The sequence below is a fragment of the Stagnihabitans tardus genome (genome assembly GCF_009925085.1).
Classification (GTDB): Bacteria; Pseudomonadota; Alphaproteobacteria; order Rhodobacterales; family Rhodobacteraceae; genus Stagnihabitans; species Stagnihabitans tardus.
This window is the reverse complement of sequence record NZ_JAABNR010000007.1, coordinates 91698-109971: the sequence shown is the minus strand read 5'-3', so window position 1 is coordinate 109971 and position 18274 is coordinate 91698. Positions and strand designations below refer to the sequence as shown.

Here is an 18274-nt window from a genome sequence, read left to right as displayed (position 1 = left end):
GGATCCGGCGCGGTTCGGGGCCTCGGCTCCAGGGGGAGAAGTGACGCAAGACCAGCCTGCGACGGCTTGCGGCGCGGGGCCCGGACAGGCGCCGGGGGCAGCGCTCCTTCCGGGCGATTTGGGGCCCCAGGCTCTGCCCGATGCCAGGCTCTTGCCTGGCCAGCGCCTCGCGCGGGGGGTGGCGCGGGCGCTGATGGCTTTGGATTTCGTCAGCCTCGAAGAGATGATCCCCGCGCCGGGCCTTCGGGTCGACCTCATGGCGCTGGGGCCCAAGGGAGAGCTTTGGGTGATCGAGTGCAAGTCGGGGCGGGCGGATTATGCCGCTGACCGCAAGTGGCAGGGCTATCTCGACTATTGCGACCGCTTCTTCTGGGCGGTGGATGCGGATTTCCCGACGGCACTTTTGCCCGAGGGGACGGGGCTCATCCTGGCCGATGCCTATGATGCCGAGATCATCCGCATGGGGCCCGAGACGCCCTTGGCCGGGGCAAGGCGCAAGGCGCTGACCTTGAAGTTCTCACGCCAGGCGGCGGGGCGGCTTCAGGCTTTGCGCGATCCACGGGCATAGGGCGGGTTTCAACCCGCCGTGACAGCGTAGGGTGCGCTTCAGCGCACCATCCCGGGCGGTGCGCTGAAGCGCACCCTACCTTCAGCGGCGCTTCTTGCCACCTGCGGGTTTCCCACCCATGTCGCGGGCCGCCTCGGCAGCGGCGCGGAGTTCTTCGGCGATTTCCAAGGCCTCTTCGGGGTCGAAATCCATCGGGATCTCGATGCCGTTGTCGGCCTCGATATAGATGCGCACCATGCCCTGATCGGTCGGCCCGATCTGGATATTGGCGGAAAGGTCGCTTTGCTTGTCGATGCCCATGGCGCGAGCCCCCGATGGATCGGTTTCGGTGGAAGGTTTCCCGTGCTTTGAGCCCCCGGGCGGCTTCTGTCAAGCCGGGGACAGGGGGCAAGTCCTGCCTTGGGACGGCAATTTTCGGGTTGACCCCGGTCTCGGTTGGGCCTAAATGGCCCCCGTGTGCCGCCTTAGCTCAGCTGGTTAGAGCACTAGATTGTGGATCTAGGGGTCTCCCGTTCGAACCGGGAAGGCGGTACCATCGAAAAGCCCTCACCCCCGGTGAGGGCTTTTTCGTTGGCGGGGGTCTGCCGACTGCACCCGCCGCGCCCGGCCTCCAGACCTCGCCCCGCCGACTGGACCGTGACCGCTGCCCCCGGGGGCCCTGCCCCCGGAAACCCTCGCCCAGTCGGCAGGGCGACCGCGCCGATCCTGCCCTGGCCTTGCAGTCGGCGGAACCCGCCCTAGCCGAGATACTGGTTGCGCACCTCGTTCGGAGAGGCGCCATAGGCCGCCTTGAACTGGTGGTAGAACTGGGAAATCGAGGTAAATCCCGAAGCCTCGGCCACCGAGGCGATGGCCAGCGCGCTTTCTACCAGAAGCGCCCGCGCCCGCATCAACCGCATCCGCAGCACGAACTGCTTCAGCGGCGTCTGCATCACCCGGGTAAAAAGCGACAGGGCGTAATTCTCGTGCAGCCCGGTCACCGCCGTGATCTCGGCATTGCGCAGCGGCTTGCCCAGGTTCTCGAGCACCGCCTGCACCATGGCGATCACATGGCGGATATGGGCCGAGGACAGCGCCCTCTCTCCCGCCGCATCGTTGCGCGGCAGGCGCAGGTATTCGGGCGGGCCCAGGAAGGCGCGGCGGAAGAGCGCGTTCAGCTCCATCTTCATGATCTCGGTGCGTTCAAAGTCGCCCGAGCGATAATCGGAATACCAGCGCCGGATCAGCCCCTCGTCGCAGAGGGATTCCGGCAAGAGAATCATCCCCCCGCCCAGCATGGCCACCTGCATCGCCATGATGTGGTTCATCATCAGGAAGGTATCGAGCGGCAGGTAGATATTGGCGAGGCGCGGCGCGGCCTCACCGCTGGGGGTCACGTCGTAAAGCCTGTGCGGGATGCCCGCCCAGAAGACGGCCAGCCGCCCCGGCGGCACGATTATCTTTTCATTGTCAACGTCATAGCCCATGGCATGGCCCATGGCGAAATTCGCCTCCAGGTGGCCATGCCAATGCGGCGCCGCCATGACCTGGGGCTCGAAGATCCGCATGCCGAAGCGGCCGAAGGCGCGGGAGGCGGAGTAGAAGTGCCGCTCGTGCTTTGGAGCCCCCTTGAGGCGCTCTTCCTCGGCCAAATCCTTCATGATCCCCCCGATCTTAGAAAGCCGGAATAGAATCTCGCAATTCGCCATTGTTGGCAAGGGCCGACATGCCTCAAGGTAACCCTACCCGAGGCGAGGAGGATTGCCTCGGGTCTCGCATCTTTGACGCGAAAAATCGGCCCTGGAATGGGGCCATCGGGAGGAGATAAACCATGATGATCCAGCGCGCTGCGATGGCAGCGCTTCTGCTGGGCGTGTCCGCTTACGCCGTGAGTGCCGATGTGATGGCCCCCACGACCCCGCCGGACGCCCCGAAATTCGATGCCCAGGGCCAGCCTGTCTTCGTCAACCGCTCTGACATCGCCGAGTTCAAGGCCCTGCCCGCCTATAACGAGCCGGCCTGGGTCAAGGCTTTCGTCGATGCGGGCAAGCTGCCTCCGGTGGCGGAGCGCCTGCCGAAAGAGCCCATGGTCTACAAGACCGCCAACATGCCCGACGGCAATGGCGTCTATGGCGACGTGATGCGCCATGTGATCGGCGGCCGTCCCGAGGGCTGGAACTTCTGGGCCGGTCAATCCTACGGCTGGGGCGGCATCGACATCGGCCTGGTGGAATGCCTGACCCGCACGGGTCCGCTCTTCCAGGTCAATGCGGCCGACCTGCAGCCCATGCCGAACCTGGCCAAGTCCTGGGAATGGTCCGAAGATGGCAAGACGCTGACCGTGCACCTCGTCGAGGGGGCCAAGTGGTCGGATGGCGCGCCCTTCACCACCGCTGACACCGAATTCTACTTCAACGACGTCGTGGGCGACCCCGAGGTCACGCCGCTGATGGGCGCCGCTCCTGCGACCTATTCGGACGCCGTCTATGCCAACGTGGATGACTATACCTTCACGCTGACCTTCCAGACGCCCTTCCCCGAAGCGGTGCTCTACAACATGGCTTACGGCAACTTCTGCCCCGGCCCGAGCCATATCCTGAAGCCGCAGCATCCGAAGTATGGCGGCGCCTCCTACGAGGCCTTCCAGAAGGCTTTCCCCAGCGATTACATGAACTTCCCCGTCATGGGCGGCTGGACCGTGGTCGAGCATCGTCCCGATGACGTGGTCGTCCTGCGCCGCAACCCCTATTACTGGAAGGTCGACGAGGCCGGCAACCAGCTGCCCTATCTCGACGAGATGCAGTATCGCCTGAGCACCTGGGGCGACCGCGACGTGCAGGCCGTGGCCGGCACGGGCGACTTCTCGAACCTGGAACAGGCGGAAAACTATGTCGAGGCGCTGAAGAAGGCGGCCGACCCGGCTTCGCCCGCCAAGCTCGCCTTCGGTCCGCGCACCATCGGCTATACGCTCTATCCGAACCTGTCGGGCAATGGCTGGGGTGAACCCACGCCCGAGGGCCAGGCGATCCGTGACCTGAACCGGAACCTCGATTTCCGCAAGGCGATCACCTATGCGATCGACCGCCAGCGCCTGGGCGACAGCCTGGTCAAGGGCCCCTTCACCGTGCCCTATCCGGGCGGCCTCTATGACGGGACCTCCTACTACGACAAGGCCTCGACCGTCTTCTATCCCTATGACGCGGCCTCGGCCAAGGCGCAGCTGGAAGCGGCGGGTCTGACCGACACCGACGGCGACGGCTTCGTCAACGTCGCGGGTGGCGGGAACCTGAACGTCACGCTCCTGACCCAGTCCGACTATGCCACCGACAAGAACCTCGCCGAGGGTGTCGTGGCCATGATGGGCGAAGTGGGCGTCAAGGTGACGCTGAGCGCCCTGACCGGCAAGGACTTCGACAATGCCCGCGACTCGGGCAAGTTCGACTGGATCATCATCCGCAACGGCACCGAGCTGATCACCGTCGTCCAGAACACCACGGCGCTTGCGCCGACCGGACCGACGACCGATGTCAACCACAAGGCCAATGGCGCCGGAGAGCTTGATCTCCTCGACCATGAAAAGGCCATGGTCGATATCGTGAACAAGTTCATCGCCTCGCGCGATCCGGCCGAGCGTCAGGCCCTGATGAAGGACTACCAGAAGCTCTATACCGAGAATCTCGACGGCATCGGCCTGACGGCCTATCCCGGCGCGCTGATCGTGAACAAGCGCTTCGCCAATATCCCGGCCGGTGCGCCCATCTTCATGTACAACTGGGCCGAGGACAACATCATCCGCGAGCGCGTCTTCGTGCCCGCCGACAAGCAGATCGGCGCCGAGCTGCACCCGAACACCCTGCCGGGTGCCCCGGGCTCTGCCGGACCGGTTTCGGTCGAGTGATGTGACAGGCGGGGGCGCCTGCGGGCGCCCCTGACCAAGGCCCGGGCGGGTCTCCCCCTGCCCGGGACAGCTGCCCTGCGCGGCACCCCGGGGGCGGTTTTGCCCCGCCCCCCTTTACCCACGAGGCATGCCATGCTGAGATTCCTGGCCATCCGCTTGGGACAGGCCATCCCTGTCCTCTTCGTGATGTCGCTCATCACCTTCTTCATCATCCAGGCGCCGCCCGGCGACTATGCCGACTTCCTGCGGACCAACATGATCACGCAAGGGAACGCGACGATCGAGGCGGCAGACCGTTTCGCGGCCGAATACCGCGAGAAGAACGGGCTGAACGATCCGCTCGTCGTGCAATATGCGCGCTGGATGTATGGCATCGTCACGCGGCTCGATTTCGGGCAGAGCTATGCCTATAACAAGCCGGTGCTCGAGGTCATCGAACAGCGCCTGCCCAAGACGCTTCTGATCGCGCTGACCTGCCACCTCCTGGCCTCGCTGATCGGCATCGGCTTCGGCATCCTGGCGGCGACGCGGCAATACACCTGGGTCGATACGGTGCTGAGCTTCGTGAGCTTCCTCGGCATGACCATCCCCCGGTTCCTTCTGGCGCTGATCATCCTCTACATCCTGGCCTACAAGCTGAACGTCCAGGAGATCGGCTCGTTCTTTTCGACGAAATACGGCGGCCAGCCCTGGTTCGACGGCATCTGGTTCAACTGGGGCAAGGCCTGGAACCTGATCCAGCATGTCTGGCCCGTGGTGGCGGTCGCGACCTTCGGGGGGCTGGCCTATAACATGCGGGTCATGCGGGCCAATCTTCTGGACACGCTGAACGCGCAATATGTCGAGACCGCCCGCGCCAAGGGCCTGTCCGAAGGCGCCGTCATCATGCGCCATGCCGTGCCCAATGCGCTGCATCCCCTGGTGGCCTATCAAGGCGTCGTCCTGCCCTACATGCTGACCGGCGAAATCGAGGTCGCCATCGTCTTTGGCCTGGCCACGATCGGGCCGGCCATCGTGGGCTCCATGGCGATCGGCGATGTCTTCGTGACCGCCTCGCTGCTTCTGGTTCTGGGCGCCACGCTCATCATCGGCAACATCATCGCCGATGTCCTCCTGGCCCTTCTTGACCCGCGCATCCGGGTGGGGAGCAACTGATGACCGATATCGAATCTGCCGACGACCGGGTCTCGACCGTCAACACCCAAAGCCAGAGCTATGGGGCCCTGGTCTGGCGCCGCTTCCGCCGGTCATTCCCGGGGATGATGGGGCTGGTGCTGGTCTCCTTGCTGCTTTTGTCGGCCATCTTCGCCGAGTTCGTGGCGCCGATGGACCCGAACCAGCCCGATGTCAGCTTTGCCCCGCCCGACAAGATCGACTTCACCCCCTGGCCCACGGTCTATGCCATCGTCGAGACCGACGAGCTGGACCCGATCACCTATCAGCCGCTGATGGGCCCCGATCTCGAGAACCCCCGCCCCCTGGCCTTCTTCGTCAAGGGCGAGCCCTATCACCTGATGGGCCTGATCCCGATGCAGACAAGGCTGGTGGGGCTCAGCGATGGCCAGCCCTTGCACCTTCTGGGCACCGACAAGCTCGGCCGCGATATCCTGTCGCGGGGGATCTATGGCGCGCGGCTGACGCTGATGATCTCGCTGGTGTCGATCACGCTGATCACCATCATCGGGACGCTGATGGGGATTACCTCGGGCTATATCGGCGGGCGGTTTGACATGTGGTTTCAACGCTTTGTCGAGATCGTCCTGGCCTTCCCGCAGCTGCCTCTGTACCTGACCCTGACGACCTTGATCCCGCCGACCTCGCCCTCTCCGGTCTTCCTGAGCTTCGTCATCCTGGTCATCGTGGGTCTGGGCTGGGCGCAGCTTTCCCGTGAGGTGCGGTCCAAGACCATGTCCATGGCGCGGATCGACTATGTCCGCGCGGCCGTGGCCGTGGGGGCCAGTGACGGGCGGATCATCACGCGGCATATCCTGCCCAATGTCCTCTCCCACGTCATCGTCAGCGTGACGCTTGGCATCCCGACCATCATCCTTCTGGAGAGTTTCCTGGGCTTCCTCGGTTTCGCCGTGAAACCGCCGCTGATCTCCTGGGGGCTGATGCTGCAGGACGCGCAGACCTTCTCCTCCATCGGTTCCTACCCTTGGATCCTCTCGCCCGTGGGCTTCGTGCTTCTGGCCGTCTTCGCCTTCAACGCCCTTGGTGACGGTCTGCGCGACGCCGTCGACCCCTATTGAGGTGAAAGCCATGTCAGATTTGGTCATCGACGCCCGCAAGATCGGCGTCACCTTCAAGGTCCTGGGCGGCACGATCGAGGCGGTCAAGGATGTCTCCTTCACGCTGAAAAAGGGCCAAACCATCGCCCTGGTGGGCGAGAGCGGTTCCGGCAAATCCGTGACCGCCCGGGCCATCATGCGGCTTTTGTCCAAGCGCGCCATGGTCTCGCCCCAGACCGAGATCCTCTTCAACGACAAGAACCTGGCCCAGGCCTCGCCCTTGGAGATGCGGCAGATGCGGGGCAACCGCATGTCGATGATCTTCCAGGAGCCGATGAGCTCTTTGAACCCGGTCTACAAGATCGGCACCCAGATCGCCGAGGTCCTGCGCATCCACCAGAAGATCTCCAAGGACGCCGCCTGGAAACGCGCCATCGAGCTTCTGCGCGAGGTGCAGATCCCCGACCCGGAATCCCGCGTGAACCAGTATCCGCACCAGCTGTCGGGCGGGCAAAGGCAGCGCGTCATGATCGCCATGGCCCTGGCGAACAACCCCGACGTGCTGATCGCCGACGAGCCCACGACGGCCCTGGATGTGACGGTCCAGGCCGAAATCCTGAACCTGATCAAGGAGCTGAAGACCCGCACCGGCATGGCCGTCATCCTGATCACCCATGACCTGACCGTCGTCCGCCAATTCGCCGACCATGTCTATGTCATGCAGCATGGCCTCGTGCGCGAGGAGGGCCCGACCGAGGCCATCTTCACCAATCCGCAGCATCCCTATACCAAACGCCTCCTGGGCTCCGAGCCCAAGGGCCGCGCCAATCCCCTGCCCGAGGGCCAGGAGGTCGTCCTTTCCGGCGACAAGGTCCGCGTGACCTATACGCTGCGCCGGGGCGGCGCCTTCCGGGGGTCTTATCACCAGCTTCAGGCCGTGGACGGGCTCTCGCTGCAGCTCCGCCGGGGGGAGACCCTGGGGCTGGTGGGGGAATCGGGTTCGGGGAAGACCACCTTCGGCCAGGCGCTTTTGCGACTGAACACGCTTTCGGGCGGCACGGTGACCTATCGCGGCCAGCGGATCGAGGCCTTTGGCCGCAAGGAGATGAAGCCGCTGCGGTCACGCATGCAGATCGTCTTCCAGGACCCTTTCGCCAGCCTCAACCCCCGCATGTCGGTGCGCCAGATCATCGAGGAGGGCCTGATCGTCAACCGCATCGGCACCTCGGCCGACCGCGCCGACCGCGTCAAGGCGGCCTTGCGCGATGCGGGCCTGCCCGACACGATCCTAAACCGCTTTCCGCATGAGTTCTCGGGCGGCCAGCGCCAGCGCCTCGCCATCGCCCGCGCCATCGCCATGGAGCCCGAGTTCATCCTTCTGGACGAACCGACCTCGGCCTTGGACCTGTCGGTCCAGGCCCAGATCATCGAGCTTTTGCGGAAATTGCAGGCGGAAAAGGGCTTGAGCTACCTTTTCATCAGCCATGACCTGAAAGTCGTCCGCGCCTTGTGTCACCGTGTGATCGTGATGCAAAACGGCAAGATCGTCGAGGAAGGCACGGTGGACGACGTGCTGGAACGACCCTCCACCGACTATACCCGCCGCCTCGTCCGCGCGGCCTTCGAGATTGCGACCTGAATGACCTACCGTATCGACGACCAAAGCTCGACCCTGGTGCTGGAGACGACCGACTCCCTGCCCCGCGTGGTCTATTTCGGCCCGCGCCTGGACGCGCTGGATGACCTTGTCGCGGCCGCGCGGCTGGACCTGAACGGGGGGATGCTGGACAGCCTGGCGCCCCTGACGCTGTGCCCGCTGGGGGATGGTCATTTCATGGGCCAGCCGGGCTTTGCGGGCAGCGTCCTGCCGCGCTGGACGGCTTCGGTCGAGGTCCGGGGCCAGACCCTGGCCATCTCGGCCACCGACGCGGCGCAGGGTCTGCGCTATGCGGCCGAGCTGACCTTGAACGGGGTTCTGACCGCCTGGGCCAGGGTCGAAAGCGACCAGCCGATCCGGGTGGACTGGCTTTCCGCCCCCGTCCTGCCGGTCGCGCCGGGCCAGGACGAAATCCTCGAGCTTTCGGGCCGCTGGGTCGGAGAATTGCACCTTGACCGCCAGCGCTTTTCCCCCGGCGCGCGGCTGCGCGAGGCACGGCAGGGCCGGTCGGGCCAGGAAAACCCGCCCTTCGCCCTGACCTGCACGCCCGGCGCCACCTGGACGCGCGGCGAGGTCACGGCCTTTGCCTATGGCTGGCCCGGCGGTCACCGGATGATCGCCGAAGAGCTGCCCTGCGGCCGTCGACAGATGCAGTTCGGCCATGTCACCGGGTCTTATGGCATCGGCACGCGCTTCGAGACCGCGATCCTGACCGTGGCCCGCAGCGACGAGGGGCTGAACGGCGTGGCCGTGCAGATGCAATCCCATGCCCGCAGCCTTGCCCCCTTTGTCCGGCCCTCGCGCCCGGTGCATTACAATTGCTGGGAGGCGGTCTATTTCGATCATGACCTCGGGGTCCTGTCCGACATGGCCGAGCGTGCCGCCCGCATCGGGGCCGAGCGCTTCGTGCTGGATGACGGCTGGTTCAAGGGGCGCAAAAACGACAAGAGCTCGCTGGGGGATTGGGAGGTCGACCGGGTGAAATGGCCCGAAGGGTTGAAGCCCCTGATCGACAAGGTGCATGCCTGTGGCATGACCTTCGGCCTTTGGGTCGAGCCCGAGATGGTGAACCCCGACAGCGACCTCTACCGCGCCCATCCGGATTGGGCCCTGGGGCGGCCCGATCAAGTGATGGGGCGCTACCAGATGGTGCTGAACATGGGCCTGGCCCCGGTGCAGGACTACCTGTTCGACAAGATCGACCGCGTCCTGGCCGAGAATGACATCGACTACCTGAAATGGGACCACAACCGGCTCTTGCCGGTCCTGGATGCGGGACAGGGCCATGGCGTCATGGCGCTGATGGCACGGCTGCGGGCGGCCCATCCGGGGGTCGAGATCGAAAGCTGCGCGAGCGGAGGTGGGCGGATCGACTATGGCATCCTGACCCAGACCTGCCGCGTCTGGCTTTCGGACTGCATCGACGCGGTGGAGCGGGTGCGGATGCAGGCCACGGCCAGCCTCTTCCTGCCTGGCGCGCTCGTCGGAAGCCATGTCGGCGCCTTCCACGCGCATACGACGGGGCGGAATCTGCCGATGCATCTGCGCGCCTGGGTCGCCGCCATGCGCCACATGGGGTTCGAAAGCGACCTCACCGCCTTTGCGCCCGAGGACGAGGCGCTGTTGACCGAGGTCACCGCCTGGTACAAGGCGAACCGCGACTGGATGCATGCCGGGGAAACCCGGCAACTGGACTGCGAGGCCGGGCGGACCGCCGAGATCCAGATCGCCGCCGACGGGTCGCGCTTCGTGGCCTTCGCCATCCAGACCGAGATGCCCAAGGAACAGCTTCCCCTGGCGCTGCGCCTGACCGGGTTGGACCCCAAGGCCCGCTACCGCATCACCCGGCGCCCGGCACCGACGCCCAATGCCTCACGCGGGCCGGTGGCGCTGCGCGACCAAAGCCTGACCCTTTCCGGCCAGGCCCTGATGGCCCAGGGCCTGAACCTGCCCCTCTCTTGGCCCGCGACGATCCAGATCGTCGAAGGCACCCGCCTGTAAGCATGAATTGAAGGCCCGGCGCCTTTAAAGGAGACCGCACATGACCAAGATCACTTTCATCGGAGCCGGCTCTGCCGTCTTCACCAAGAACATCGCGGGGGATATCCTGTCGCGCCCCGCGCTGGCCAATGCCGAGATCCGGTTGATGGACATCAACCCGGAACGGTTGGCCGAGTCGGAAATCATCGTCGGCAAGCTGGCCCAGACCCTGGGCGGCAAGGCCAAGGTGCGGACGTTCAGCAATCAGCGCCAGGCGCTGGATGGCACCGATTTCGTCGTCTGCTGCTTTCAGGTCGGCGGCTATGACCCGTGCACGATCACCGATTTCGAGGTCCCGAAGAAGTTCGGCCTGCGCCAGACCATCGCCGATACCCTTGGCATCGGCGGCATCATGCGCGGCATCCGCACCGTTCCGCATCTGTGGTCGATCTGCGAGGACATGCTGCAAGTGGCCCCCAATGCCATCATGCTGCAATATGTGAACCCGATGGCGATCAACACCTGGGCCATGGCTGCGAAATATCCGACCATCAAACAGGTGGGCCTCTGCCATTCGGTCCAGGGCACGGCCTATGAGCTGGCCCGCGACCTGGACATTCCGGTCTCGGAAATCCGCTACAAGGCCGCTGGCATCAACCACATGGCCTTTTACACGACCTTTGAACACCGCCAGGCCGATGGGTCCTGGAAGAACCTCTACCCCGACCTGGTCAAGGGCTATCGCGAGGGGCGCTTCCCCAAGCCCTCGCATTGGAACCCGCGCTGCCCGAACAAGGTGCGCTACGAGATGCTGACGCGGCTTGGGTATTTCGTGACCGAGTCTTCCGAGCATTTCGCCGAATACACCCCCTGGTTCATCAAGCGTGACCGGCCCGACCTGATCGAGAAATTCGGCATCCCGCTGGACGAATATCCCAAGCGCTGCATCGAGCAGATCGCCCGCTGGAAGCGCGAGGCCGAGAGCCTGAAGAATGCCGACAAGGTCGAGGTCAAGGAGAGCCATGAATATGCCTCCCAGATCGTCAATTCGGTCGTGACGGGCGAGCCGTCGGTGATCTATGGCAACCACGGCAACCGCGGCTTCATCCCCCAGCTGCCCGAGGGCTGCGCGGTCGAGGTCCCGACGCTGGTCGATCACATGGGCCTGCAACCCACGGTCGTGCATGACATTCCCCCGCAGCTGATCGCCCTGATGCGGACCAACATCAACGTGCAGGAGCTGACGGTGCAGGCGCTTTTGACCGAGAATGTCGAGCATGTCTATCATGCGGCGATGCTCGATCCGCACACCGGGGCCGAGCTTGATCTGCAGCAGATCTGGGACCTGACGACCGACCTTCTGGCGGCGCATGGCGACTGGCTGCCGGAATGGGCGCGGGTCAAGACGACCAAGGTGGCGTGAACGGATCGCCCGGGAGGGTTTCACACCCTCCCGGACCCTCCCGTGGGATATTTGTGCCAGTGTGAAAGGCGCAAGAAGGGTTTCAGGATGATACCGAAGCGCATCGTGATCGTGGGCGGGGGGACGGCGGGGTGGCTCGCCGCCATGATGCTGTCCGATGTCTCGCGGCGGAAGGGCTGGGGCGCTGCGGTTTCGGTGGTGGAATCGTCCCGGATCGGGACGATTGGCGTGGGCGAGGGCTCGACGGCGGTGTTCCGCCAGATGCTTTTGCATTTCGGGTTGAACGAAGAGGAGTTCCTGCGCGAGACCGGGGCCACGATCAAATACGGGATCCGGCATCGCGACTGGCGCCGGGTCGGGCATCATTATGACGGGCCGATAGATGACCCTGGCCTGGTCTCTGGCGGGTTGCCCCTGGATGCCTATGCGGTGGCGGCGGGACGTTCGGTGGGCGAGGCGCATCTGTTCCAGCAGCTGATGAACAAGGCGCGGGCCCCGGTGGCGCTGGTCGCCGGGCGGCGGGTGGCGGCCGGGCCCTTTCACCACGCCTTTCATTTCGACCAGGCCCTGGTGGGGGCCTGGCTCCGGCGCAAGGCGCGCGGGATTGCGGTGATCGACGACGAGGTTTCGGGGATCGAGACCGGGGAGGCGGGGATCACGGCGCTGAACATGGTCTCGGGCGCGCGGGTCGAGGGGGATTTCTTCATCGATGCCTCGGGCTTTCGGCGGGCCTTGATCCTGGGGCTTGGCGGCGAATGGGTCAGCTATGCCGATGTCCTGCCGGTCAACCGCGCCATGCCCTTCTGGGTCGATCTGAAGCCGGGGGAGGAGATCCCTCCGATGACGGTGGCCTGGGCGCAGAAGAACGGCTGGATGTGGCAGATCCCGACGCAAGAGCGTTTCGGTATGGGCTATGTCTATTCGGATGCCCATATCGGCCCCGAAGCGGCCCAGCTCGAGGTCGAGGCGGCCTTGGGTCACAAGATCGAGCCGCGCCGGGATATCAAGATCGACGCCGGGCGGCTGAAGGCCCCCTGGATCGGCAATTGCGTGGCCCTGGGCCTGGCGAGTTCATTCCTCGAGCCTTTGGAGGCGACCTCGATCCATGGCACGATCACCCAGGTGATGATGCTGGCCGAGTGGCTTGCGGCCCCCGATGGCCGGGCGCGGTATAATGCCGCCGTGGGGCGCCAGGTGGACGATTTCCGCGACTTCATCCGGCTGCATTATGTATCGGAACGGCGCGACAGCGCCTTTTGGTGCGACGTGGCGGCCAGCCATCCGGATAGCGTCAAGGCGCGGGTTGCGCTTTGGTCGACACGGATGCCGCGGCCTGCGGACTTCGAACCCTTCCCCCTCGGCCTGCCGCATCTGCAGGGCCAGCTATACACGCCGGTCCTGGACGGCCTTGGGCTCTTGCCGCGCGCGGCAGGTCAGGTCGAGATGGCCGACCGCGCCTTGCGTGAGCGGACAAGGGCCACTCATGCCGGGCTGGTCGCCGAATACACCCGCGCGGCCAGCCAATGCCTGCCGCACCGCGCCTGGCTGGAGAGCCTGTCGCAAGCGGTCTCCGTCGCCTGAGGGGCGCTGCCCCTCAGACACAACGGAGATATTTGGGCCAAGATGAAAGCACATGGTCTTTCAATTTGGCCCAAATACTCTCGTTACCCGCGTTCCGCCTCGGCCCGCGTCGCCCGCCAGGCGAGAGGTGACAGGCCCCGCGCGCGACGAAAGACCTTGGCCAGGTAATTTCCATCGGCATAGCCCGCCATCCGCGCAATCTGGTCGACCGTCAGCTCGGAGGCCAGGAGCAGGCGCTCGACCCGGTCGAGCCTGCGGGCCTCGACATGGGCTGAAGGGGGCAGGCCCAGGGCCGCTGTGAACTGGCGGACGAAATGGGCGCGACTTTGGCCCGCCACCTGAGCCAGGCGGTCGATGGTCAGGTTTTCGGCCAGGTGGGCCTCGACATGGGAGAGGGCCCGGGCGATGGGCGGGGGATGGTTCGGCGGCGGGGGCATCGCGAAAGCCATGTCCTGCAGCGCCATCATCGCGGCATAGGCCTGGGCCGAGGCGGCTCCGGCCAGGCTCTGCCCGGTCAGAAGCGCCAGGGTGGCGGCCGCAAGCCGATCGGTCTGCGCCGCATCGGGCCGCAGGACGGGGCCGGCATGGGCGAGGATATCCCGGGCGAGGCGCAGGGGTTCGGCGCCGGTGAGAAGGAGCCAGAAATACTCCCACTGCCCGCCGCGTTCCAGCCAGTAACGATGGGCATGGGGCATGGTGACCAGCATGCAGTCTCCGGGACGCAGGCGATAGGGCCGTCCGGCGTAATCCAGCCGCCCCTCGCCCACAAGCGTGTGCTGGATGACCAGGAAGGGCGAGGCGCCGCGCTGCATCCCGTCCCAGGAATAGGTCTCGTTGCGCCGCTGTTCATAGCCCGCAGCCACGGCAAAGGCTTGCAGGCGCGCCGGTCGGGGAGCGGAGCCCTGCGTGACGTCATGGCCATGGGACAAGAGCGCGGATAGCATGAAATTCCCCGACTGGGCATGGATTTCCTCTATAGCAGAACGGGGCTTCGATCTAGTCTTTCCCCAACAGGGAGGATGCCATGACATTCAAGATCGCCATCATCGGGGCCGGTTCGGTGGGCTTTACCAAGAAGCTGATCTCGGACCTTCTGAAGGTCCCCGAATTCGAAGAGGTCGAATTCGCGCTGACCGATATCAACGCCCATAACCTCGAGATGATCGCGGGCATCATCGCGCGGATCATCGAGGTCAATGGGCTGAAGACAAGGCTGACCCATACGACCGACCGCCGCAAAGCCCTGGAGGGTGCGCGCTATGTCATGAACGTGGTGCGGATCGGCGGGCTCGAGGCCTTTGCCTCGGATATCTCGATCCCGCTGAAATACGGGGTCGATCAATGCGTGGGCGACACGATCTGCGCGGGCGGCATCCTTTATGCCCAGCGCGGCATCCATGCCATGCTGGAGTTCTGCCAGGATATCCGCGAGGTCTCCGAGCCCGGCGCGCTGCTGCTCAACTATGCCAACCCGATGGCGATGATGACCTGGGCGGCCATAGACCATGGCAAAGTGAACACCGTGGGCCTCTGCCACGGCGTGCAGAACGGCCATCGCCAGATCGCCACCGCGCTTGGCGTGCCGATGGACGAGACCGATATCATCTGCTCGGGCATCAACCACCAGACCTGGTATCTGGACATCCGCCACAAGGGCCGCAAGGTCACGCGCGAAGAGCTGACCGAGGCTTTCGAGCGGCATCCGGTCTTCTCGCAACAGGAAAAGGTCCGGATCGACGTTCTGAAGCGGTTCGGCTTCTACTCGACCGAGTCCAATGGCCACCTGTCCGAATACCTGCCCTGGTATCGCAAGCGTCCCGAGCAGATCCTGGACTGGATCTCGCTTGACGAATGGATCCATGGCGAGACGGGCGGCTACCTGCGCTACACGACCGAGAACCGCAACTGGTTCGAGACGGATTTCCCCAAGTTCCTGGAAGAGGCGGGCAAGCCGCTGAAGGATTACAAGCGCACCGATGAGCACGCCTCGCATATCCTGGAGGCGCTCGAGACCGGGCGGACCTATCGCGGCCATTTCAACGTCAAGAACGGCGGGGTGATCCGCAACCTGCCTGCGGATTGCATCATCGAAAGCCCCGGCTTCGTCGACCGCTTCGGCATCAACATGGTGGAGGGGATCACGCTCCCCGATGCCTGTGCGGCGACTTGCAGTGCAAGCGTGAACGTCCAGCGCATGGGGATGAAGGCTGCGATCGCCGGCAATGTGGAACTCTTGAAGCAATCCGTCCTGCATGACCCGCTGGTGGGCGCGATCTGCACGCCCGAAGAGGTCTGGCAGATGGTGGACGAGATGCTGGTGGCCCAGGCCCAGTGGCTGCCGCAATATGCCGATGCCATCCCCGCTGCGAAGAAGCGGCTGGAAAACCCGCGCGTCAAGACCCGCGAGTGGAACGGGGCGGCGCGGATGGGCGTGCGCTCGGTCGAGGAACTGCGCGCCAAGCAAAGCGCCAAGCTCTCCGACGGTCATGGGCTTGGCACCAAGGTCATGGGGTAAGGATTGCGCGGCTCGGTAGGCTCCCCCAGGAGCCGCGCCTTGGGGCAGCGATGCCCCGCCGCCGGCCCAAGGGCCGGCGGTTTTTTCATTGGAAGGTCTAGACCTGAAGCCTGGACAGATAGGCCCCAAGCGCCTCGCGCGCCGATTCGGCCCCCTTGTCGCGGGCCTCGTCCATGACCTCGCGCGCGACGCGCAGGTCAGCGGAGCGCAACAGCGCCTTGACCGGCCCGATCGAGGCCGGGCGCATGGACAGGACCCGCAGCCCCAAGGCCGCAAAGGCCAGGGCCTCGATGGGCCGCCCCGCATCCTCGCCGCAGTAAGACAGCCTTGTGCCAAAGGGGGCGCAGCGGGCGATGATCTGTTCCATGAAGCCCAGGAAGGAGTAGTTCAGCACGTCATAGCGCTTGCGGACCCGCTCGTTCTCGCGATCGGCGGCGAAGAAGAACTGCTTCAGGTCATTGCCGCCGATCGACAGGAAATCGGCCAGGCGGAAGAAGTCATCGGGCGCGAAGGCCAGGGAGGGCGTCTCCAGCATGGCGCCGATCTTGACGACCTCGGGGACGGGGTGGCCCAGGCTCTTTTCCCGGTGCAATTCGCGCAAGACATGGCTGCGCGCCATCTTGAACTCGCCGAATTCGCTGACGAAGGGGAACATCACCGTCAGGGGCCGCCCCTTCGAGGCGCGGATCAAGGCCTGAAGTTGCATCCGCAGGACGCCCGGCTTGTCGAGGCCGACCCGCAGCGCGCGCCAGCCCATGGCCGGGTTGGGCTCGTCCTGCGGCTTCATATAGGGCAGCACCTTGTCCGACCCGATGTCCAGCGTGCGGAAGCAGACCGGCTTGCCCTTGGAGGCATCCATGACGCGGGCGTAAAGCTGCGCGAGCTCGGCCCGTTGCGGCATCTTGTTGCGGATCAGGAATTGCAGCTCGGTGCGGAAAAGCCCGACCCCCAGCGCCCCTGACCCCGCCAGCGAGGGCAGGTCGGCCATCAGCCCGGCGTTCATGTGCAACTCGATCACCGCGCCGTCCAGCGTCTGCGCGGGCAGGTCGCGGAAGCCGTCATAGCGCTTTTGCGCCTCGGCCTGCATGGCGATCTTGTCGCGGAAGGACCGCGCCACGGTCTCTTCAGGCCGCAGATGCGCGAGGCCCTGGTCGCCATCGACCAGGACCGGATCGCCGTTCAGGGCCTCGGCCACGATGCCCTTGGCATGGATCACCATGGGGATGGCAAAGGCCCGCGCCACCACGGCAGCATGAGACCCCACCGAGCCCTCTTCGACGATGATCCCCTTCAGCTTGCGCCCATAGTCCAGAAGCTCGGCAGGCCCGATGCTGCGGGCAACGAGAACCGGATTCTCGGGCATGGCGGCGCCGGTGTCGCGTCCCTGCCCGGTCAGGATGCGCAAGAGCCGGTTCGACAGGTCGTCGAGGTCGGACAGGCGTTCGCGCAGATAGGCATCCGGCACCTGCTCGAGCCGCGCCCTTGCCGCCGATTGTTCCTTTTCGACGGCAGCCTCGGCGGAAAGCCCCTTCTGGATATCCTCCTCCATCCGCCGCAGCCAGCCGCGCGAATGGGCGAACATCCTGTAGGCCTCCAGGACCGCCTTCTGCTCCTTGTCCAGAGCCTCGGCCTCCATCAGGTCGTCGATGGAGACACGCAGCTCCCCCACCGCCGCCCGGATGCGGTCGATCTCGAGCAGAGGATCATCGGCCACCGGGTTGGTGATCACGACCCGGGGTTCGTGCAGCCAGACCCGGCCCTCCGAGGCGCCCTCTTGGCCGGAGGTGCCGCGGAACATCACCGGCTGCTTGTGCAGCGCCAGCCCCGTGTCGCCGCCAAAGGCGCCAAGCTCGGTCATCTCGGCCAGCACCATGGCGACGACCTCGATGGCGTCGATCTCGTCCTCGCCAAAGGTGCGGGCATCCTTGGACTGCACGACCAGGACGCCCAGCTTCTCGCCAACCCGTTGGATAGGCACGCCCAGGAAGGAGGAATAGATCTCCTCCCCCGTCTCGGGCATGAAGCGAAAGCCCTTTTCGGCCGGTGCATTGGCGGTGTTGACCGGCAGGCCGGTGCGGGCGACGCGGCCCACCAGGCCCTCGCCCAGCTTCATCCGGGTCTTGTGGACGGAATCCTTGCGCAGACCTTCCGTGGCGCAAAGCTCCAAGGTCTCGGCATCGCGGAAGAGGTAGATCGAGCAGACCTCGGTCCCGATCGACGAGGCGATCAGATGCGTGATGCGGTCCAGCCGCTCCTGCCCCTTGACCGGCATGGAGAGAACATCGCGCAAGCGGCGCAAAAGTCTGCGGCTGTCGCTTTCCCTCCGGTCTGCCATCTGGATCACCTGAACTGTCTTGCCCCCCTTATTGCCTGACATGGGTCCCGGGGGAAGGGCCGAACGCCCCCGGGACCCGGAAATCCCCCCCGGGGCGGCATTTTTGC

At 65.2% G+C, this 18274-nt stretch carries 13 protein-coding genes and 1 tRNA gene; 10 read left to right on the top strand and 4 right to left on the bottom strand.

Annotation, left to right across the window (positions count from 1 at the left end):
- The first annotated feature begins 118 nt into the window (after positions 1 to 118).
- Positions 119 to 568 carry an MmcB family DNA repair protein gene (locus GV832_RS09135; protein WP_168774622.1) on the top strand — a complete coding sequence of 150 codons (450 nt, stop codon included), beginning with the start codon at positions 119 to 121 and terminating at the stop codon, positions 566 to 568.
- Between the two features lie 81 nt (positions 569 to 649).
- Here GV832_RS09135 and GV832_RS09130 read toward each other — a convergent pair whose 3' ends face one another.
- Positions 650 to 868 (bottom strand): DUF6324 family protein, encoded by a 219-nt coding sequence (locus GV832_RS09130; protein WP_168774545.1) that lies wholly within the window; start codon positions 866 to 868, stop codon positions 650 to 652.
- Between the two features lie 158 nt (positions 869 to 1026).
- On the opposite strand from GV832_RS09130, the gene GV832_RS09125 reads away from it, so the two are divergent.
- A tRNA-His gene (locus GV832_RS09125) sits at positions 1027 to 1103 on the top strand.
- A 202-nt stretch (positions 1104 to 1305) separates the two neighbouring features.
- Here GV832_RS09125 and GV832_RS09120 read toward each other — a convergent pair.
- The gene (locus GV832_RS09120) at positions 1306 to 2208 is read right to left on the bottom strand and encodes a helix-turn-helix domain-containing protein (protein WP_168774544.1); all 903 of its coding nucleotides are present in this window, start codon (positions 2206 to 2208) and stop codon (positions 1306 to 1308) included.
- 170 nt (positions 2209 to 2378) lie between these two features.
- Here GV832_RS09120 and GV832_RS09115 point away from each other — a divergent pair, with 170 nt between their 5' ends.
- From GV832_RS09115 to GV832_RS09085, 7 genes are all read left to right on the top strand, one after another.
- Positions 2379 to 4445, top strand: coding sequence for an ABC transporter substrate-binding protein (locus GV832_RS09115; RefSeq protein WP_168774543.1), 2067 nt, complete (start codon positions 2379 to 2381; stop codon positions 4443 to 4445).
- A 132-nt stretch (positions 4446 to 4577) separates the two neighbouring features.
- Positions 4578 to 5600, top strand: coding sequence for an ABC transporter permease (locus tag GV832_RS09110; protein ID WP_168774542.1), 1023 nt, complete (start codon positions 4578 to 4580; stop codon positions 5598 to 5600).
- Positions 5600 to 6697, top strand: a complete 1098-nt coding sequence (locus tag GV832_RS09105) for an ABC transporter permease (protein WP_168774541.1) — start codon at positions 5600 to 5602, stop codon at positions 6695 to 6697. The genes GV832_RS09110 and GV832_RS09105 overlap by 1 nt, the downstream gene beginning before the upstream one ends.
- A 10-nt stretch (positions 6698 to 6707) precedes the next feature.
- Complete coding sequence (locus GV832_RS09100; protein WP_168774540.1) at positions 6708 to 8315, top strand: ABC transporter ATP-binding protein; 1608 nt, start codon at positions 6708 to 6710, stop codon at positions 8313 to 8315.
- Positions 8316 to 10334, top strand: coding sequence for an alpha-galactosidase (locus tag GV832_RS09095; protein ID WP_168774539.1), 2019 nt, complete (start codon positions 8316 to 8318; stop codon positions 10332 to 10334). It abuts the gene before it with no gap.
- A gap of 40 nt (positions 10335 to 10374) precedes the next feature.
- Positions 10375 to 11736, top strand: a complete 1362-nt coding sequence (locus GV832_RS09090) for an alpha-glucosidase/alpha-galactosidase (protein WP_168774538.1) — start codon at positions 10375 to 10377, stop codon at positions 11734 to 11736.
- Positions 11737 to 11823: 87 nt separating this feature from the next.
- A complete protein-coding gene (locus tag GV832_RS09085; RefSeq protein ID WP_168774537.1) occupies positions 11824 to 13317 on the top strand; it encodes a tryptophan halogenase family protein in 1494 nt (497 codons plus the stop codon).
- 83 nt (positions 13318 to 13400) lie between these two features.
- On the opposite strand, the gene GV832_RS09080 is transcribed toward GV832_RS09085, so the two are convergent.
- Complete coding sequence (locus GV832_RS09080; RefSeq protein WP_168774536.1) at positions 13401 to 14261, bottom strand: AraC family transcriptional regulator; 861 nt, start codon at positions 14259 to 14261, stop codon at positions 13401 to 13403.
- Positions 14262 to 14341: 80 nt separating this feature from the next.
- On the opposite strand from GV832_RS09080, the gene GV832_RS09075 reads away from it, so the two are divergent.
- Complete coding sequence (locus GV832_RS09075; protein WP_168774535.1) at positions 14342 to 15832, top strand: alpha-glucosidase/alpha-galactosidase; 1491 nt, start codon at positions 14342 to 14344, stop codon at positions 15830 to 15832.
- Between the two features lie 97 nt (positions 15833 to 15929).
- Here the strand turns inward: GV832_RS09075 and GV832_RS09070 are convergent, their stop codons facing one another.
- Positions 15930 to 18167, bottom strand: coding sequence for a phosphoenolpyruvate--protein phosphotransferase (locus tag GV832_RS09070; protein WP_168774534.1), 2238 nt, complete (start codon positions 18165 to 18167; stop codon positions 15930 to 15932).
- Between the last annotated feature and the right edge of the window lie 107 nt (positions 18168 to 18274).